This is a genomic window from Algicella marina, assembly GCF_009931615.1.
In the GTDB taxonomy this organism is placed as follows: Bacteria; Pseudomonadota; Alphaproteobacteria; order Rhodobacterales; family Rhodobacteraceae; genus Algicella; species Algicella marina.
In genome coordinates, this window is record NZ_CP046620.1 from 2,038,852 (window position 1) to 2,056,088 (window position 17,237).

Genomic DNA, 17,237 nt, shown 5'->3' on the forward strand with positions numbered 1-17,237 from the left:
TCCTCAGTTTATCCAGACCTTCGCCGAAGGTACTCGCCCATATTCGAGGTGAAAGTCGTCAAGTTGCGGCGGTTTGACCCCGGCATCCTGCAGCTGAACATGTGCCTGTCCGCGATGGTGCACCTGGTGCTGGAACAGATGCAGTAGTAACGCGTCCACCCTCTCTGCCACCCTGCCGCTATCGCGCACAGTATCGCGCATCTCCGTCAGCGATCCATCCGTCAACCCCTCGCACAGCGCAATCAGCCGCGCGTCTGCCGACGCCTGTTCGGCGGCCATCGCCGCAGGGTCCTCGACGTCCGGTCTGTCGAGTTCCCCATAGGATTGCGGCGCCCCTTCAAGCGCCGAAAGATAGAAGAAATCCACCAATAGAATATGATTCAGCGTCGCACACAGAGATGGAAAGAAACCCGGTCGCGGCGCCGTGAAGTCAACCAAGCTCAGTTTGGCAACCGCATCATATAGGGTCGCGTTCGCCCAGGCATTGTTCTTTGCCATGAGCACGAAATGCGCCGTACTCATCCCTGCAGCGCCTCCCACATGGCGGCGTCACGCTCGGCAGTCCAGATGCGCGGCGTGTCCATCCCCAGCGCCTCGTCATAGGCCCGGGCCACATTGAATGGCAGGCAATGTTCGTAGATCGCATAATCACCGAACTTCGGATCGCATATCTGCCGACAGGCCGCCATGGCTTCTTTCAAGCTGCCTTGTCGATACGCCACGGGGGCAACGGAGCGATAGGTTGAAGTCACGAAGTCGGCCGTACTGTCCAGTGCCGCGTCCACCATCTCTCGCCCGACCAGCGCATCGCCCCGCCCCGGCGCGATTGCATCGACTTGCCGTGCGCGTATTCGCTCCAGCGTTGCCGGCCAATCGCCATAATGTCCATCGCCGCAATAGCAGGCGGAGTGGTACTCCACGATGTCGCCTGTGAACATCACGTTCTGATCACCGACATAAATCACGGCATCTCCCGCTGTATGCGCGCGACCAAGCTGCATGATATCAATCCGCCGCTTGCCGAGATAAACACTCATCGACCCGGTGAAAGTGGATGTCGGCCATGTCAGCCCGGGTATTTCCTCATGCCCCTGGAACAGTCGTGGAAACCGCGTGAATTCGCTTTCCCAGTCTTCCTTACCCCGCTCGGCGACCATGGATCGCGCGGTATCCGACATGATGATCTGCTCTGCACCATATTCCGCGGCTCCGAGAACCCGAACGGCGTGATAATGTGTCAGCACCAAATGGCTGATCGGCTTGTCAGTCACACCGCGCACGCACTCGATTACCTTTCGCGCCAGCCGCGGGGTCGCCTGCGCCTCGACGATCATAACGCTGTCGTCGCCGATGATCACGCCGGTGTTCGGATCGCCTTCAGCGGTGAAGGCATAGAGGCCGCGGCCCACTTCAGTGAAACTGATCTTTTTTTCACTCATGTCACCCTGCGACGCGAAAACCTTGCTCATATTGCCTCTACCTTCTGCGAAATTCTGCCAAAGATGGTGCGGCCCTCGCCGTCCTCCATCCACATCTCCACCTGGTCGCCAGGATGAAGGAAACGCGTCTTCGGGCCACCATGCAGCAGCGTTTCCACCACTCGCTGCTCGGCGATGCATGAATAACCACGTCCACCCTCAGACACTGGCCGTCCCGGCCCGCCGGCTTCCTTGTTGGAAACGGTGCCGGAGCCGATGATCGTACCCGCCGCCAACGCGCGCGTCTTCGCCGCATGCGCGATAAGCGTTGGAAAATCGAACGTCATATCCTCTCCGGCTTCTGCCCTTCCGAACGGTATTCCGTTCAGGTCAATGCACAACCGCCCGTGCATTCGCCCGCCATCCCAGCCTGGCAAGATGTCCGGTGTCACAGCCAATGGCGAGAAAGCACAAGCCGGTTTTGATTGGACGAATCCGAAGCCCTTGGCCAACTCTCCCGGAATCAGGTTACGGAGCGATACGTCGTTGCACAGCATAACAAAGCGGATCGCATCCGCCGCTTCCGTTACACTGGCCCCCATTCGCACGGGCCCGGTGATCACGGCAATCTCACCCTCGAAATCAATCCCCCATTCGGGGTCTCCGACAATTGCCTGACAAGGTCCGAGGAACCCGTCAGAACCGCCTTGATACATCAGCGGGTCGGTCCAAAAACTATCGGGCATGGTCGCGCCCCTTGCCTTTCTGACAAGTTCCACGTGGTTCACATAGGCCGACCCATCGAGAAACTGGTAGGCGCGCGGCAGCGGCGCTGAGCAGTCCGCCGCATCGAAAACCACCTCCTCGCCGACCGCCTCCACCGGCGCCCCGTCCAGCACCGCTTGCAAGCTTGGTGCGCTTGCCGGACGGGCCGATAGCAGATCATCGGCCACTATCACTAGTCGTCCGTCCGGTGCGCCGTCCTGTCGAAGGGTCGCGAGTTTCACATCCCCTCCGGCGTGCCGTTGAAATGCTTCTTCAATCCGTTCCAGCAGTCGATGTAATCATCCTGCAACGGCGCTTCCTTCGCAGCGAATTCCGTGAGGTGCTGCGGAAACCGTGTCTCGAACATGAATGACATGGTGTTTTCCAGCTTGCCCGGTTTCAAGTCCGCGTTGCTTGCTCCTTCGAACGCATCTTTATCTGGCCCATGCGGCAACATCATATTGTGCAAACTCATGCCACCGGGGACGAAACCCTTTGGTTTGGCATCGTATTGGCCATAGATATTGCCCATCAGTTCAGACATGACGTTCTTGTGGTACCACGGCGGACGGAACGTATTTTCCGCCACCATCCATCGATCGCGAAACAAGACGAAGTCGATGTTAGCTGTGCCCTCCACCCCGGAAGGTGCCGTCAGCACGGTGAATATAGATGGGTCCGGGTGGTCGAAGAGTATGGCTCCTACCGGACAATAGGTGTTCAGGTCATACTTTACCGGCGCATAATTGCCATGCCATGCGACCACGTCCAGCGGTGAATGGCCGATCCGTGTCTCGTGAAACTGGCCCTGCCATTTGACAGTAACGGTACTATCCGCGTCCCGGTCTTCGAATGCCGCCACAGGCACCTTGAAGTCGCGACGGTTGGCCATGCAGTTTGCGCCGATCGGTCCACGACCGGGCAAGGCGAACTTCTGGCCATAGTTCTCGCATACGAAACCGCGCGCCGGCCCGTCGATAACTTCCACCCTGTACACCAGACCGCGCGGCAGAATGACGATTTCGCCCACGGCGATCTCGATTACCCCAAGCTCGGTACAAAACCTCAACTGTCCATCCTGCGGCACCACCAGCAATTCACTGTCGGCAGAATAGAAATAGGCGTCCTCCATCGACGCCGTGACGAGATAGATATGGCTCGCCATTCCCGCCTGTGTGTAGACATCGCCTGCGGTCGTCATTGTTCGCATGCCCGTTAGCCACGTCAGGGTCTCCTGACTATGCGGCACAGGATCCCAGCGATATTGGCCGAGCGACGTGACATCTTCCAAAACATGCGGTGCCGATTTCCAATACGGCATGTCGATCCGCCGGAACCGTCCAGTGTGCTTTACGGACGGCCGGATCCGATAGCACCATGTCCGCTCGTTCTGGTGGCTTGGTGCAGTGAAAGCCGTGCCGGAAAGCTGCTCGCCGTACAGGCCATAAGCACATTTCTGAGGGCTGTTTCGCCCTTCTGGCAATGCGCCCGGCAGCGCCTCGGTCTCGAAGTCATTCCCAAATCCGGGCATGTAGCCTTCGTGAAGGGCGGAAATTCCCGACATCCGGGTCAAACCTGAAATCCTGCTCTGATCGTTCATTGCAGCCTCCCTCTGTAGTGCGTTGCCCTCTCGTCGGCTTAATAGTAGATTTTGTAACTAACAACGTTAATGTTGACTGCATGACCGACCCCGTCGAACCCTTCGATCTGACAGATTTCACGCCCTATTTGCTTAACATTGCGGCCGAGGTTGAAAGCCTCGAGTTCTCGGCAACCTACAAATCCCGCTATGGAATGACCCGACCGGAATGGCGCGTCCTCTTCCACATCGGTCGCTACGGTGACATGACGGCCAAGGACATCGGCATCCGCGCTCGCATCCACAAGACCAAGATATCCCGCGCTGTCCGGGCACTGGAAGAGAAACGTTTCCTGACGAGGCGGACATTGCCCGATGATCGCCGCTTTGAGTTGCTCAGTCTTCGTCCGCCCGGTCGCACCGCATACCTTGATCTTGCAAATGCGGCAGCCGCCTTTGAGACGGCCCTTGTCGCACGCCTCGGCCAACGAGATGCCAAGACATTGAAACGGGTACTACGCAAACTGGCAGATCATGGTGACAGTGAATAGTCTGAGCCCATCGCCTCGCTGCATGTTCACGCTATAACCAATGCAACACCAAGGCCATTCCGGCCGTCCGGCACGTCATTCAGCCTGCCGCCGGAGGGACACTCAAGGAACACAAGATGGAAGTCGAAACTGGAAATAGCGACGTCGCTATCATCGGCATGGGTCCGCGCGGCCTCGGAGCGCTGGAAGCATTGGCCAGTTCGCTCGCGAAAAGCGGAACCCGCCTTGGGATAGACATCTTCGATCCTGAGGAAAAACTTGGGGCCGGTCCCAATTTTCGCCCAGATGAGTCCCCACTCTGCCTGCTCAACATTCCCGTCCGTGCGGTAGACATCGACCCGCACGATCCTTCACTTTGCGAAGTCGACTTTGCCAGTTTTCTGAACTTGCCGCACGACAGCGACCATTACCCTGCACGGGCCCACCTCGGAGCCTACCTCGAGATGCGATTTGATGAGCTTTCATCCAGCGAAGTCCTCCACCTAAGGCACATCGCAACCGAGATCGAGACGCTGGAACAGGATGCCTCGGGCTGGTGGCTTCAGTCGCGCGGAGGGCGCTACGGCCCCTACCGCGAGGTGTTGCTTACCCCCGGTCAGCCACAGTCTGAGCCTGATCCCCAACTCTCCACATGGCAGGATCACGCTGCGGCAACCGGCAAGGATCTCCTACCCGCCTACCCGGCGCGCGACTTGCTTTCCGCCGCCCATCAATGGCAGGGCAAGAACATCGCCATCCGTGGCTTGGGTCTTTCAACTCATGACGTATTGAGAATGCTGACAACAGGCGTTGGCGGCAGGTTCGAGGATGGCAGCTATATCCCTTCCGGCGCGGAGCCCGCCCGCATCCTGCCCTTCTCCCTTAACGGTCACCCGGCTTTTCCGAAACCGGACGGTGCAGCGCAGGACGCCTTGTACGACCCGACTGAGGCCGAAACCGAAATATTCGAGGCCGCCCTCCGTGAGGCCGTCGGCAAATCCAGCGATGACGCGCTACGCATTGCCACCGCACCGCTCGTGGCCCCGGTTCAGCGCATTCTTTCCGCCCTGAGCGGCGATGGCGACGCGGAACACTGGTTGGCAGCAGAGCGACAGGAACCGGGCAGCCTTGAAACGGACGGCCCCACAGAAACCCTACGCCACGGTATCGCCATGGCCGAGGGTCGCCAGCCGCCAACACCCGGCTACGCCGCCGGGCAAGTCTGGCGGAAGTGGCAGAACGCCCTGCGCCGCGGCTTCAACTCCCCACCCTTTTCGCCAGCAACAGCAGAGACGATCATAGGCTTCGACGAGGCCCTCAAGCGTTACTCCTACGGCCCGCCCGTCGAGTCGTCGCGCGAGTTGCTCATCCTCGTCGAAGCGGGACTCGTCCATCTCTGGGCGGCCGATGATCCGGACATCGAAACCACCACCGATGGCTGGTCCCTGACCGAGAACGGCGGCACTGTCACTGTCTCGGCAATGATTGATGCCGTCCTGCCCTCACCAGACATTTCTATCATCACCCAACCGCTCCTGCGCAGCCTCATCGACGATGGTCTGGTTCGCCCTGTTCGTGACGGTCTCGGCGCACAGATCGAAAGTGACGGCCAACTCGTCGGCCGCGACGGAAATACCCGCGACGGTCTCTGCCTGCTTGGCCGCATGGCGCTCGGCAGCATTATCGCGGTCGACTCGATCCATGACTGCTTCGGCGACGCAACCCGCCGCTGGGCCAACGGGGTCGTCTCGCGCATCGGTTGACCCGAGAAACCAGCGCCAAACCTGTGCCATCCGTCACAATTTCGGGGGTATTCAAACGCTGGAGTCGCCCGCCCCCGCCGGTGTTACCACCACGAAACCCACGCTGGCTTCCACGTCTGCACCCCAATTCCTTCCCATCCGGGCCGGCCCGTCGCTGCATGAAGTCATGCCGGCGGGTTGCGTCCTTATGCATCAAAGTATTGGGGAAAAAATGTATCACAAAATGCCTGCAACGACCGCGCCGCTGGTCGATCCCGCCATCCTTGCACAGGCGCCTCACAACGAGTTCGCGGCCCTTCGACCGCACCATGCCGTCATCAGTCTCGGGGAGCGTCAATACATGGCTTTGCGCGCCACCGATGTACAGCGGCTGCTGAAGGATGACCGTACCATCCAGGTGGAAGGCAGCACCTTTTGCCAACTTCAGAGTATCCCCGACGGCGCGACACGCCGCCTGCTCAGCGATTTCTTTCTGCTGTCAAACGGCAAGCCGCATAGGGACCGGCGTGGGTTGTTTGCCCGGACCTTTGCCTACAGCGCCATGCAGTCTGAAACCGCCAGAATCCGCAGCATCGCCGATCAGATAGTATTCAGCCTCCCGCGCAACACATCCTTTGATTTCGTGGACACCATGGCGGCACAAGTTCCCGCCAAAATGACCGCTGCGCTTCTGGGCCTGCCTGAAGTCACCGTCCCCTATTTCACCCATGCCGCCTATTCCATCTCCCGCGCAGTGTCACCAATTTACCCAATCGATATTCATGGAGAGATCGAGCAGGCGACATCAGAACTCTTCGGCTTTGTTGAGGATCAGTTGCATGAGCGGATACAAACTCCGAAGGACGACCTGCTTACCGGCCTCGTCGCGGACTGGCAGGAACATCGAAACCTTTCCTTTGAGTCTCTCGTTCACCAGATTCTCGGCCTGATCGTCGGTGGCACCGATACGACAAGAGCGGCCTTTGCTGTGCTTGTATATCTTCTGCTGGAAAGGCCTGATCAATGGCAGGCGGTCCAGTCAGACCCGTCACTGATCCCTGGGGCCGTCGCCGAAGCGTTGCGGTACGAACCTTCCGTAGGTTCCATAACCCGCTTCACGGTTGTCGATATCCAAATCGGTGACACAATGGTGCCCAAGGGCTCGCTCCTGCGTCTCAGCACCATGTCGGCGATGCGCGATCCCGCACTCTACGCCGACCCGGAACGTTTCGACATACGTCGAGAGGATCATCCGCGCCTGCACACGGTCTTCGGTGATGGCCCACACCGCTGCATAGGTGAAATGCTGGCTCGGATCGAGTTGCAGGAAAGCCTTACAGCCCTCATTGCCGGCGCCCCCGGCATCACTCTCGAAGCACCACCACAACTTATCGGCTTTGGCGGTATCCGCCAGATCACCCCGATGATCACCCGCATCCCGGCCTGAGCGCCGACAGTTCGTCATAGGTAACGTACCATGCAAGTCCAGTTCGCCCAAACCCGCGATACGACTATCGTCCACATCGAAGGTCCGATGAACCTACTGGCCGCCGGCCATCTCTACGAACGGCTGCTCTTCGCCCTGCCCCGTGGCAGCGACAACTTCATCGTCGACTTGGCAGCCGTGCCCTCGGCAACCCGCGCAGGTCTCCGTGGCATCATTGTCGCCGCCAAGCTGATGCAGCGTCGAAGAGGGCAGATGCTGATCTCCGGCGCCAACGCCAACGTCACCGCTCTCCTTCGTGGATGCGGTATCGACAATCTCCTGAAGTTCGAGCCGACCCTCGACGCCGCCGCCGCACGGTTGTGCGAGGAAGCATCGCATCGCCATGTCCTGCTTCGGCTATCCGATGACCGGTCGCAGGGTGCCAGACCTCAAATCAACCAACCCCTTGCCGCCATCGGCTGATCGCAAGTCCAAACCAAAAGGAAACTCAAGTGTCTATCGTAGCGATTTCCAATACCGGGCCGTCACGCCCTCTCCCTAAGCCGCGTTCTGTCTTCAGCCGCTTCCTGGCCATCCTCGTGGAGTATGACCGGCAGCAGCGCGAGGCAGAAAAACTGCGCCAAATGTCCGACTGGATGCTGGACGATATCGGCCTCACCCGTGATCAGGTTGGCTATCCGCGGAAGTTCCTGCCCTTCGGCTGAACGGCAATTCCAGTTTAAGCTAGGCGGGAGCAAGCGATCATGTGCTCCATCCTTCGCCGGAACGTCACTTCGAAAGAATTCTCCAGTGCGAAGCCGCGTGCCACGCGCGCGGCTTCGATCAGTGCGTTCCGGTCAGAGTGCAATTGCGCGATCCGTGCCGCCAGCGCCTCCACGTCTCCCAATGGCGTTACGAAGCCGCTGCCCGATGTATCGACCACCCCTTCGAACGCCTCGTTCCCGAAGCCGACAATCGGCACACCACAGGACATGACTTCCGGGTATGTACTCGACGGGTCGCCCTGCGGATGGCAGCAGACGAAAAGATCGGCCCCATCCCGCAACGCCGCCGTCCAGCCTGTCCGAAAATCCAGTGCTCCGCGCAGCATGACGCAACCACCGAGTTCGCGTGTAGCAATGTCATTCCGCAACTTCTGTTCCAGCGGTCCGTTGCCGTAGATTTCCATCGTGAACGGAATATGCCGACGCCGCAGAGCCTCTGCCACCAAGGGCAGATAACGTACCCCCTTCATGGATATTAACCGCCCACCGAACACCAGTCGCAACGGGCGTTTTGCCGCCAGTACCCCGGCTTTTCTTTCCAGGTTCACCTCGGAAATGACATCTGTCGTGCGAACCCGATTGTCGAAAAACAACAGCGCATCCGGCTTGATGTTGTGAAATTGCCGATAAGTCGGCGTGCCTGAACATTGCAACCCCGCAGATATCCGCAACGATGCCCTGCAGGAGCGCTGCGCGTTCCACATCCAATGTTTACGCCGGATGCGCAGTATCGGGTTGGCGGTCGTCGCATTGATGATCTGCCGTTCCGTCCTGTGGGAATACTCGCTGGTAAACACCAGTGGTACGCCAATCCGATGAAACATCTTTGCCGTAGGTCCTTCCTCGCGGCAGAGATACGTCAGCGCTCCGGCCGAATTGCGCACCCGATCCGCCAGTGCGTCGAGGTTGCCAGGCCGTTCTTCTATTCCCGTACCCATTTCATCGGGCGTCACCTCGATATGATCAAGATCCGTGGTTCGTGTCGGCGAAACTTCAAAAAGAGACGTCACCGGCCCCGGCCAGGTCTTTGCAAACTCCGCAGCGCCTTCCATGTACTTTCGAGTAATAACCAAGCCGCCACGCTCGCCCCGGTTCGCCTTCAGCATGGGAAGGAGTATCAACTCGTTTCGCAGCATCGGTGTCGGTCACGTCTTCCATTGGGGCATTCGCTATAAGCAGAAAATAACTTGAGAGAATGCGTCTTCATTAATCCATTTGGTCGATATCAAGCGGTCCCAAACGGGCCCAGCGCATCGGTCAACGACCGAACTGCCGTATCCTGTCTATCACCCGTTGCTGATCGGCACGGCCGATGTCCGGGTAAAGAGGCAGGCACAAGATGCGCTCCGCGATGGCCCGCGCCGCACTCAGTCTGCCTTTTCCACCAGACGGCAAGTCGCGATATCCCTCCATGTCGCAGACCAGCGGATGGAAGTAACGTCGTGTCACGATCCCGGCCTCCTTCATCCGCAGCCACAACTGGTCTCTGTTCAGCGGATAAGCCTCGCCAAGCAGGATGGGCATAGCATAATAATTGTGCCCCTCGGCATTTTCCGGACATATGCATCTGATACCGTCCACCTCCCGAAATGCAGCGCAATATCGCGCCGTCACCTCGGCCCGCCTTTTGATTTCCGCGCCGACATAAGGCAATTGCGCAAGCCCAACAGCCGCATGCAGCTCGCTCATCTTCGCGTTGAGCCCCACAAGCGCGATCTCTGTCTCGCTCTCGAATCCGTTGTTGCTGAACTGGTCCAGCCGCCGCTTCGCAGCCGCATCCTGGCAAACGACGGCGCCGCCCTCGAACGTATTGAAGACCTTGGTCGCGTGGAAGCTGAGTACCGAGTAGTCGCCGAAAGCTGCCAACCCCTGCCCGCGATGCCGCACCCCGAACGCGTGCGCAGCGTCATAGATCACCGGAATGCCGTGCTTCCGGCCCAATGCCTCCAGCCCGTCCACATCGCATGGCACCCCGAAGGCATGCACGGCGAGGATTGCCCGTGTGCGCTCGGTGATCAATGGTTCAACTGCCGCTGGCGAAAGGTTCAGCGTAAACGGGTCGATATCGGCAAATACCGGCTCGTGCCCGGCAAAGCGGATAGCATTCGCCGTCGCCACAAAGGTAAACGGCGTGGTGATCACCTCACCCGCCGCGCTCATGCCCTGCTGGCTCTCCGCCACTTTCATCGCGGCGACCAGTCCCAGCGTAGCGTTTCCCACCAGCGCCAGATGCTCTACCCCGAGATAGTCGCACAGCGCAGCCTCCAAGCGTCCGTGCAGAGGTCCGGCATTGGTAAGCCAGCGGCTGTCCCAGATTTTTTCGAGATACGGCTGCAAGTCGGCCAGCGGCGGCAGACTGGGGCGAACAAGCCTTACATCCCCCGTCCCACTGTCGTCGTCCGGAGTCATCGCCTTGCCCTGTTCAAACATCGGTCAGCCCACCCAAACTGACGCCCGCATCGGAAGACACACTTCCGCCTTGTCGTTGTCCTGTCACCGTTCACACTCGTCACATTCGGTCCCGTCCGACGCACCCCACCCCGCGACGTCTTGGGGAATCATAAAACTCACTTACGAAATAAGCACCTTTTGCCACATTATCGGCCCTTGCGTCAAAATTTTGCCGCAATGTCACTCAGGACAATAGGTCGTCACTCCGACATCGACAGTGATGAACGTGACATTACTTTAAAATTCACGCGACGGCAGTGTTCATTGCCGCTGTTTCGGGCAGTAGCTCAGGAAAACTTCTGCCGCAACGCCGCCTTCTGCACCTTGCCCATTGCGTTGCGCGGCAGTGCATCCAGCAATTCGTAACGTCGCGGATGCTTGAAGCGGGCCAACCGCGTCGAGATCAATGCGTCCAGCGCCTCAATGTCGGGCGCTGTGCCAGCCGCCGGAACCAACACCGCCACCACACTCTCCCCGAAGTCGGCATGTGGCACACCGATGACTGCGCTTTCCAGCACATCCGGGGACTCATCCAGCACGGTCTCTATCTCCTTGGGATAGATGTTGTAGCCGCCAGAGATGATCAGATCCTTGTTACGTCCCACGATCTCCACATAACCGTCCGGACCGATCCGCCCGAGATCCCCGGTGATGAAAAAACCGTCCGCGCGCAATTCCTCGGCCGTCTTCTCCGGCATCTGCCAGTAGCCCTGAAACACGTTGTCTCCACGCACCTCGATCTGTCCGATCTCCCCTTCCGCCAGTGTTTTCCCTGATGCAGGATCGGTGATCTTCAATTCCACGCCCGGCAACGGAAGCCCGACGGTCCCGGCTCGCCGCTCGCCCTCATAAGGGTTGGAGGTGTTCATGTTCGTTTCGGTCATCCCGTATCGCTCCAGGATGCGATGGCCCGTGCGTTCCTCGAACTGCACGTGCGTTTCCGACAAAAGCGGCGCAGAGCCGGAAACGAACAACCGCATATGCCCCGTCAGGTCCCCATCGAAGCGTGGATCGCCCAGTAGCCGTGTATAGAAGGTCGGCACGCCCATCATGGTGGTGGCCTGCGGCATCAGCCGGATCATCTCGTTGATGTCGAACTTCGGTAGGAAAATCATTGAGCCGCCAGCCAGCAGCGAGACGTTCGTTGCCACGAACAGCCCGTGTGTGTGGAAGATCGGCAAAGCGTGAAGCAGAACGTCATCTTCAGTGAATCGCCAGTAATCTACCAGGACCTGCGAGTTCGAGAGCAGATTGCGCTGGCTCAGCATCGCCCCCTTTGAACGTCCCGTCGTACCGGAAGTGTAAAGAAACGCAGCAAGGTCATCCGGCTGTCGCGCGACAGTCTTGAATGTGGTCGGCGCCCTGTCCGCCAACTCTGCCAGCGATGCCGCACCTGAAAGCGCGATGAGGCGCGTAGGCTCACCTGCCGCCGACTGCAACTCTTCCAGACGTGCCGCCTCGCAAACGAAGACTCTCGCGCCACTGTTGGCTATGAAATAGCCCAGTTCGTCGCCGGTATATGCAGTGTTCAGAGGCAGAAAAATCAAACCCGCCTGCACGCAGGCCGCATAGACAGCCAGTGCATCGGCACATTTCTCAACCTGCATTGCCACCCTGTCGCCGGCAACCGCGCCTAGCTCTGTCAATGCATGCGCAAATTGCGCCGCCCGCGTCACGAACTCTGCGTGGGTCAGCGTCTGCGCATCCGCTAGATGCAGAAACACGCTCTCCTTGCCCGCGTGTACGCCGAACAGACTATCGTACAGTGGGTTGGTCATGACGTCCCCTTCAGATCGCTCCGCCCATTACCGCATTCGGTAACCATGTCGCGATACCGGGAAACAAGCACAAAAGCACGATACCCAACACCATGCAGGCCACAAACGGCAGGGAGCCGAGCAGGATAGTCTTCAACGAGATGTCGGGCGCGATGCCGTTGATCACGTAGAGGTTCAGGCCGACGGGCGGAGAAATCAGCCCGATTTCCATATTGATCGTCAGCACCACGGCAAACCAGATCGGATCGAATCCCGCCGTTGTGATGATCGGCAACAGGATGGGCGCCGCCATCAGGATCACCGCCACCGGCGGCAGAAAGAACCCTGCGATCAGCAGGAAGACGTTAATCGCCCCCATCAGCACCCAGCGGTTTACGTCCAGCGTGCCGATCCATTCGGCGATGGATTGCGTGATGAACAGGCTCGAGAGCATGTAGGAAAACACACCCGCGGCGGCGATGATGAACAGGATCATCACGCTTTCCTTGGTGCTGTCCCGCAGCACCACCCACAGTGCCCGCGGGTGCCAAAGCTTGTATATCACGACCGCGATCACCAGGCACAAGAGCGCCCCCACAGCGGCAGTCTCCGATGGCGTGGCAACACCGCCATACATTGCGTATAGCACACCAATGATGATGGCGAGGAACGGCAGCACCCGTGGCAGAATCTCGAACTTCTCCCGCCAGCTGTAGCTACGCTGAGAGAGTACACCTGTATCGCCCGACTTCCATGTGGAGTAGAGCGACCATGCCATGAACAGCATCACCAGCATCAGCCCGGGAAAAACACCTGCCAGAAACAGCCGTCCGATCGAAGTCTCGGTTGCAATGCCGTAGACAATCATGGTGACGGATGGTGGGATCAGGATGCCCAGTGTGCCACCCGCCGCGATAGACCCGGCCGCCACTCCGTCGGGATAGCCACGCTTACGCATCTCCGGAATGCCCATCTTGCCAATTGCAGCGCAGGTCGCCGGACTGGAGCCGGACATCGCAGCGAACAATGCACAGGCCCCGAGGTTGGAAATCACCAAGCCGCCCGGAACCCGCGTCAGCCAACGCTCGAGTGCCTCGTACAGGTCGGCTCCAGCACGCGTAGAGGCAATGGAGGCACCCATGATGATGAACATCGGGATGGAAAGCAGCGCAAAGTTATCCAGCTTTCCGAACAGGATTTCAGGCATCAGTTCCAGAGAGCGCATGCCGTCGAACACGATCAGAAATCCCGCCGAAACGATCAGCAATCCCATGGCGACCGATACGCCTGAAAACAACACCAGGATGGTGACGAGCGCAACCAGACCGCCCAAAAGTAACGGGTCCATTAGCGCTCCTCGAGACCGAATGGCTGGTCAATCCCAAGCAGCACAGCCACGAGGTCGGCAACCAGTTGCAGCCATAGCAGGCCCAGTCCAACAGGCAACGACAGATAGGGGATCCACAGCTTCACCCCCCAAACGGTGTCCGATCGCCAGCCCCGCTCCCAGGCGAAATGCCAGAACTCGTAGCCATACCAAAACAATACCGAAACCATACCAATTCCAGCTACCAGAACCACGAGGTACAGCGCCATCCGCAGCTTCGACGGAAGCGCCAATGGCACCAGATCCACATTCACATGACCTCTCAGCCTCTGGACGTATGCAAGCCCCAAAAGTGTCGCCGCGATGACCAGATAGATCACAGCTTCGGTCTGCCATATGGTGGAGTCGTTTAACACAAAACGGACGAAGATCATTTGGCAAGTGATTGCAACTGCGGCAACAATCATTGCCGCCGACACCCAGCCGGAAACCGTGGAGATCGCTGCCACTGCCTTCAGGAAAAGGTTGTCGCCGACGGGTGCAACCGTAGCGCGGGAAAGACCGGCCATTCGTAACTCACTGTATTTGAAGGGTAATTCAAAACTTGCCGGAGCGGCGGCATCGCCGCTCCGGAAATCTGATCACTCGACCGAAAGTGCCATATCGAGCAATTCCTGCCCGTCTGGAACCTCTTCGACAAACGCCTTGTACGAAGTTTCCTGAGCCAATTGCCGCCAGGCGGCGAAGTCCTCATCAGTCATCTGCGCAATTTCAACACCGGCCTTCTCGAAAACCTCGGCAGACGCCGCATCTTCTTTCTTGGCCTCTTCCAAATAGAATGCCTGCGCTTTCTCCGCACCTGCCAACAACGCTGCCTGCTGTTCTTCGTTCAACCCCTCAAATGTCGATTTGTTCATCAACAAGGGCTGATACATAAACCAAAGCGCCACGTCACCAGCAGGCGTGTAGCAACTTACCTGCTCGTAAATCCTGTAGGAAACGAACGAAGAAGACGACGTATTCGCGGCATTAAGAACACCGGTTTGCATCGCATTGTAAATTTCGGAAGACGCCATCGAGGCAATTGAAGCGCCCGCGCCCGCCAGCATTTGCTCAAAAGCCTTGCCAGCCGCCCGCGTCTGCAGTCCGTCCACGTCCTCCGGCTTGGTTATGCAGTTGTCTTTACCGGCAAATCCGCCGGCCAGGTAGCCGTGAACCAGCACCATGACATCATCGTCGGCCATCTTCTGTTCCAGCGCCGCCATGAACGGAGACTCCGATAGACGCGCAGCGTGGTCGTGGTTCTTCACAAGCCCAGGCATCAGCGTCAGGTTGTATGCTGGCTGTTGCCCGCCCGCATAGCTCAGCGGCAGCACCGTCATGTCGAGTTGACCGCGGCTCAGCGGCGTGTACTGCTCGCGAGCCTTGAAAAGCGAAGATGAGCCGAAGATCTTGATTTCCAGATCAACATCCGCTGCCGCCACTTCCTCGGCCACGATTGCTGCCACCTTGTGGCGCACATCGCTGTTGGACCACTGATGAGATAGTCGCAGTTCCTCGGCTTGGGCGACGCCGCCCACAAATGCCAGTGCGATCGCAGGCGCGATATATTTGCTTGTCATGGTTCCTCCCTTAAGGATTTTGCCGGTCTGCGCCGGTTCTGCCGCTACCATCTCTTGTGGATGACGTGCAGTCAATTGCATATCCCTGCGCCGACTAGCGGCGCAGGGAACGGGCGGAGGGGTCAGCCCGCATAGCTTTTCACAACCTGGCGCTGGCGACCAAGGCCCTCGACCTCAATTTCCATGACTTCGCCAGCCTTCAGATAACGCGGAGGCTTCTGGCCCATGCCCACTCCCTGCGGCGTGCCGGTGGCAATAATGTCGCCGACCCGCAGCGTCATGAACTGGCTCATGTAAGAGATGATCTCCTTGACCGTGAATATCATGTCCGCTGTTGTGTGCTTCTGCTGCACTTCCCCGTCGATGGTAAGTTCGACGCCCAGAGTTTGCGGATCCGGCACTTCGTCCGCCGTTACAAGGTATGGGCCGCACGGACCGAAAGTCGGGCAGGATTTACCCTTGATCCACTGGCCACCACGCTCCGCCTGAAAGGCACGCTCGGAAACGTCATTGATCGTGCAGTAGCCGGCCACATAGTCCAGCGCCTCATCCTCGCCGACATAGGAACATTCTCTACCGATCACGATACCAAGCTCAACTTCCCAATCACCTTTTGTGCATCCTTTCGGGAGGATCACGTCATCGAATGGGCCGGAAAGGGCGCTCGTTGCCTTGGAAAAAATGATTGGTTCTTCGGGGATTGGCAGATTGCTCTCCACCGCATGTTCACGGTAGTTCAGTCCAATGCAGAAGAAGTTCGGAACATCGGCCAGAATACATCCGATCCGCGTGTCTTTCGGAACTACCGGCATCGACGACAGATCCAGTTTCTTCAGTGCATCAAGCGCCTCCAGCGACACTGTATCGCCATTGAAATCCGCCGTCGCAGCTGACAGGTCTCGGATTACACCGTCCCCGTCCAACGCACCCGGCTTTTCAGATCCTTTCGGTCCCCAACGCAGCAGTTTCATGTTTATCTCCCCAAAGGCTTGATATTTTTCCGATTCCTGCGGATGGATACGCCAAACAGATGGGAGCGCCAATATGAACGACAAAGAATTCGCAGGAAAAACGGCTGTAGTCTCGGGCGGAGCTCAAGGGATCGGGCGCGCCGTAGCGGAGAGACTTGTCGCCGGTGGCGCAAATGTCACCATCTGGGACGCCGATGGCGCCCGCGCTGACGCCACTGCCGCTGAAATCGGATGCGACGCAATCCAACTTGACGTAACTGACGCCGATGCCTGTGCGGAAGCTGCGGCAAAATCTGCCGCAAGCGGCCTGCACCTCGCTGTGTTCAGCGCCGGCATTGCGGGCTCCAATGCGCCGCTTTCTCAGTACCCTGTTGCCGAATTCCACAAGATTGTTGACGTCAACCTTAACGGAATATTCCACTGCTGCCGCGCTGTCGTGCCATTCATGGAAAAGGCGGGGTATGGACGGATCGTCAACATCGCCTCAGTTGCGGGCAAGGAGGGAAACCCCAATGCCTCCGCGTACTCCGCGTCCAAGGCCGGCGTCATTGGGCTGACGAAATCACTGGGCAAGGAATTGGCCGGGCAGAATATTGCCGTAAACTGCATTACTCCGGCTGCCGCTCGCACGGCCATTTTCGATCAGATGAGCGAAGAACACATCGCTTTCATGCTGTCAAAAATCCCCCGTGGCCGCTTTGTCGAGGTTGGTGAGGTGGCAGCAATGATCCTGTGGTTACTATCAGAGGAAAACTCTTTCACCACCGCCGGCGTATTCGATCTTTCCGGCGGTCGGGCCACTTACTAAGGTATCTGCAATCCCTTTTGCTTGCCACGCTGCACCCGGAAAGATAGCTTGGGCAA

17 protein-coding genes are annotated in these 17,237 nt (G+C 58.6%); 6 read left to right on the top strand and 11 right to left on the bottom strand.

Going from position 1 to position 17,237, the window contains the following annotated elements; all coding sequences use genetic code 11:
* Positions 1-3: 3 nt before the first annotated feature.
* The 4 genes from GO499_RS10130 to hmgA are packed head-to-tail and all read right to left on the bottom strand — an operon-like array spanning position 4 to position 3,783.
* Positions 4-522 (bottom strand): DinB family protein, encoded by a 519-nt coding sequence (locus GO499_RS10130; protein WP_161862077.1) that lies wholly within the window; start codon positions 520-522, stop codon positions 4-6.
* Positions 519-1,469: an MBL fold metallo-hydrolase gene (locus GO499_RS10135; RefSeq protein WP_161862078.1), complete on the bottom strand. Its 951-nt coding sequence runs from the start codon at positions 1,467-1,469 to the stop codon at positions 519-521. Before GO499_RS10135 ends, GO499_RS10130 begins: the two co-directional genes overlap by 4 nt.
* Complete coding sequence (locus tag GO499_RS10140) at positions 1,466-2,425, bottom strand: fumarylacetoacetate hydrolase family protein (RefSeq protein WP_161862079.1); 960 nt, start codon at positions 2,423-2,425, stop codon at positions 1,466-1,468. The genes GO499_RS10135 and GO499_RS10140 overlap by 4 nt, the downstream gene beginning before the upstream one ends.
* The gene (hmgA, locus tag GO499_RS10145) at positions 2,422-3,783 is read right to left on the bottom strand and encodes a homogentisate 1,2-dioxygenase (RefSeq protein WP_161862080.1); all 1,362 of its coding nucleotides are present in this window, start codon (positions 3,781-3,783) and stop codon (positions 2,422-2,424) included. The genes GO499_RS10140 and hmgA overlap by 4 nt, the downstream gene beginning before the upstream one ends.
* An 80-nt stretch (positions 3,784-3,863) precedes the next feature.
* Between hmgA and GO499_RS10150 the strand changes: the two genes are divergently transcribed.
* The 5 genes from GO499_RS10150 to GO499_RS10170 all read left to right on the top strand — a co-directional run bounded on the left by GO499_RS10150 (position 3,864) and on the right by GO499_RS10170 (position 8,185).
* On the top strand, positions 3,864-4,313 hold the full coding sequence (locus GO499_RS10150; protein ID WP_161862081.1) for a MarR family winged helix-turn-helix transcriptional regulator: 450 nt from the start codon (positions 3,864-3,866) through the stop codon (positions 4,311-4,313).
* A 116-nt stretch (positions 4,314-4,429) separates the two neighbouring features.
* Positions 4,430-6,055, top strand: a complete 1,626-nt coding sequence (locus tag GO499_RS10155; RefSeq protein ID WP_161862082.1) for an FAD/NAD(P)-binding protein — start codon at positions 4,430-4,432, stop codon at positions 6,053-6,055.
* Positions 6,056-6,278: 223 nt separating this feature from the next.
* Positions 6,279-7,481 carry a cytochrome P450 gene (locus GO499_RS10160; RefSeq protein ID WP_161862083.1) on the top strand — a complete coding sequence of 401 codons (1,203 nt, stop codon included), beginning with the start codon at positions 6,279-6,281 and terminating at the stop codon, positions 7,479-7,481.
* Positions 7,482-7,511: 30 nt separating this feature from the next.
* Positions 7,512-7,943 (top strand): STAS domain-containing protein, encoded by a 432-nt coding sequence (locus tag GO499_RS10165; RefSeq protein ID WP_161862084.1) that lies wholly within the window; start codon positions 7,512-7,514, stop codon positions 7,941-7,943.
* Positions 7,944-7,972: 29 nt separating this feature from the next.
* The gene (locus GO499_RS10170) at positions 7,973-8,185 is read left to right on the top strand and encodes a DUF1127 domain-containing protein (RefSeq protein ID WP_161862085.1); all 213 of its coding nucleotides are present in this window, start codon (positions 7,973-7,975) and stop codon (positions 8,183-8,185) included.
* 14 nt (positions 8,186-8,199) lie between these two features.
* On the opposite strand, the gene GO499_RS10175 is transcribed toward GO499_RS10170, so the two are convergent.
* From GO499_RS10175 to GO499_RS10205, 7 genes are all read right to left on the bottom strand, one after another.
* The gene (locus GO499_RS10175; protein WP_161862086.1) at positions 8,200-9,351 is read right to left on the bottom strand and encodes a glycosyltransferase; all 1,152 of its coding nucleotides are present in this window, start codon (positions 9,349-9,351) and stop codon (positions 8,200-8,202) included.
* A gap of 151 nt (positions 9,352-9,502) precedes the next feature.
* Positions 9,503-10,675, bottom strand: a complete 1,173-nt coding sequence (locus tag GO499_RS10180; protein ID WP_284154676.1) for a DegT/DnrJ/EryC1/StrS family aminotransferase — start codon at positions 10,673-10,675, stop codon at positions 9,503-9,505.
* A gap of 308 nt (positions 10,676-10,983) precedes the next feature.
* Positions 10,984-12,474: a malonate--CoA ligase gene (locus GO499_RS10185; protein ID WP_161862087.1), complete on the bottom strand. Its 1,491-nt coding sequence runs from the start codon at positions 12,472-12,474 to the stop codon at positions 10,984-10,986.
* 10 nt (positions 12,475-12,484) lie between these two features.
* Complete coding sequence (locus GO499_RS10190) at positions 12,485-13,801, bottom strand: TRAP transporter large permease (protein ID WP_161862088.1); 1,317 nt, start codon at positions 13,799-13,801, stop codon at positions 12,485-12,487.
* Positions 13,801-14,349: a TRAP transporter small permease gene (locus GO499_RS10195; RefSeq protein ID WP_161862089.1), complete on the bottom strand. Its 549-nt coding sequence runs from the start codon at positions 14,347-14,349 to the stop codon at positions 13,801-13,803. Before GO499_RS10195 ends, GO499_RS10190 begins: the two co-directional genes overlap by 1 nt.
* Positions 14,350-14,421: 72 nt before the next feature.
* Positions 14,422-15,402, bottom strand: coding sequence for a TRAP transporter substrate-binding protein DctP (dctP, locus tag GO499_RS10200; protein ID WP_161863919.1), 981 nt, complete (start codon positions 15,400-15,402; stop codon positions 14,422-14,424).
* Positions 15,403-15,524: 122 nt separating this feature from the next.
* Positions 15,525-16,373, bottom strand: coding sequence for a fumarylacetoacetate hydrolase family protein (locus GO499_RS10205; RefSeq protein ID WP_161862090.1), 849 nt, complete (start codon positions 16,371-16,373; stop codon positions 15,525-15,527).
* A 73-nt stretch (positions 16,374-16,446) separates the two neighbouring features.
* On the opposite strand from GO499_RS10205, the gene GO499_RS10210 reads away from it, so the two are divergent.
* Positions 16,447-17,181, top strand: a complete 735-nt coding sequence (locus GO499_RS10210; protein ID WP_161862091.1) for an SDR family NAD(P)-dependent oxidoreductase — start codon at positions 16,447-16,449, stop codon at positions 17,179-17,181.
* Positions 17,182-17,237: the final 56 nt, after the last annotated feature.

What these genes read in the sequence shown, in the direction of transcription:
- GO499_RS10130 (WP_161862077.1), bottom strand. Translation starts at nt 522, where the DNA reads ATGAGTACGGCGCATTTCGTGCTCATGGCAAAGAACAATGCCTGGGCG.
- GO499_RS10135 (WP_161862078.1), bottom strand. Translation starts at nt 1,469, where the DNA reads ATGAGCAAGGTTTTCGCGTCGCAGGGTGACATGAGTGAAAAAAAGATC.
- hmgA (WP_161862080.1), bottom strand. Translation starts at nt 3,783, where the DNA reads ATGAACGATCAGAGCAGGATTTCAGGTTTGACCCGGATGTCGGGAATT.
- GO499_RS10150 (WP_161862081.1), top strand. Translation starts at nt 3,864, where the DNA reads ATGACCGACCCCGTCGAACCCTTCGATCTGACAGATTTCACGCCCTAT.
- GO499_RS10155 (WP_161862082.1), top strand. Translation starts at nt 4,430, where the DNA reads ATGGAAGTCGAAACTGGAAATAGCGACGTCGCTATCATCGGCATGGGT.
- GO499_RS10160 (WP_161862083.1), top strand. Translation starts at nt 6,279, where the DNA reads ATGCCTGCAACGACCGCGCCGCTGGTCGATCCCGCCATCCTTGCACAG.
- GO499_RS10165 (WP_161862084.1), top strand. Translation starts at nt 7,512, where the DNA reads ATGCAAGTCCAGTTCGCCCAAACCCGCGATACGACTATCGTCCACATC.
- GO499_RS10175 (WP_161862086.1), bottom strand. Translation starts at nt 9,351, where the DNA reads ATGCTGAAGGCGAACCGGGGCGAGCGTGGCGGCTTGGTTATTACTCGA.
- GO499_RS10180 (WP_284154676.1), bottom strand. Translation starts at nt 10,675, where the DNA reads ATGTTTGAACAGGGCAAGGCGATGACTCCGGACGACGACAGTGGGACG.
- GO499_RS10185 (WP_161862087.1), bottom strand. Translation starts at nt 12,474, where the DNA reads ATGACCAACCCACTGTACGATAGTCTGTTCGGCGTACACGCGGGCAAG.
- GO499_RS10190 (WP_161862088.1), bottom strand. Translation starts at nt 13,801, where the DNA reads ATGGACCCGTTACTTTTGGGCGGTCTGGTTGCGCTCGTCACCATCCTG.
- GO499_RS10195 (WP_161862089.1), bottom strand. Translation starts at nt 14,349, where the DNA reads ATGGCCGGTCTTTCCCGCGCTACGGTTGCACCCGTCGGCGACAACCTT.
- dctP (WP_161863919.1), bottom strand. Translation starts at nt 15,402, where the DNA reads ATGACAAGCAAATATATCGCGCCTGCGATCGCACTGGCATTTGTGGGC.
- GO499_RS10205 (WP_161862090.1), bottom strand. Translation starts at nt 16,373, where the DNA reads ATGAAACTGCTGCGTTGGGGACCGAAAGGATCTGAAAAGCCGGGTGCG.
- GO499_RS10210 (WP_161862091.1), top strand. Translation starts at nt 16,447, where the DNA reads ATGAACGACAAAGAATTCGCAGGAAAAACGGCTGTAGTCTCGGGCGGA.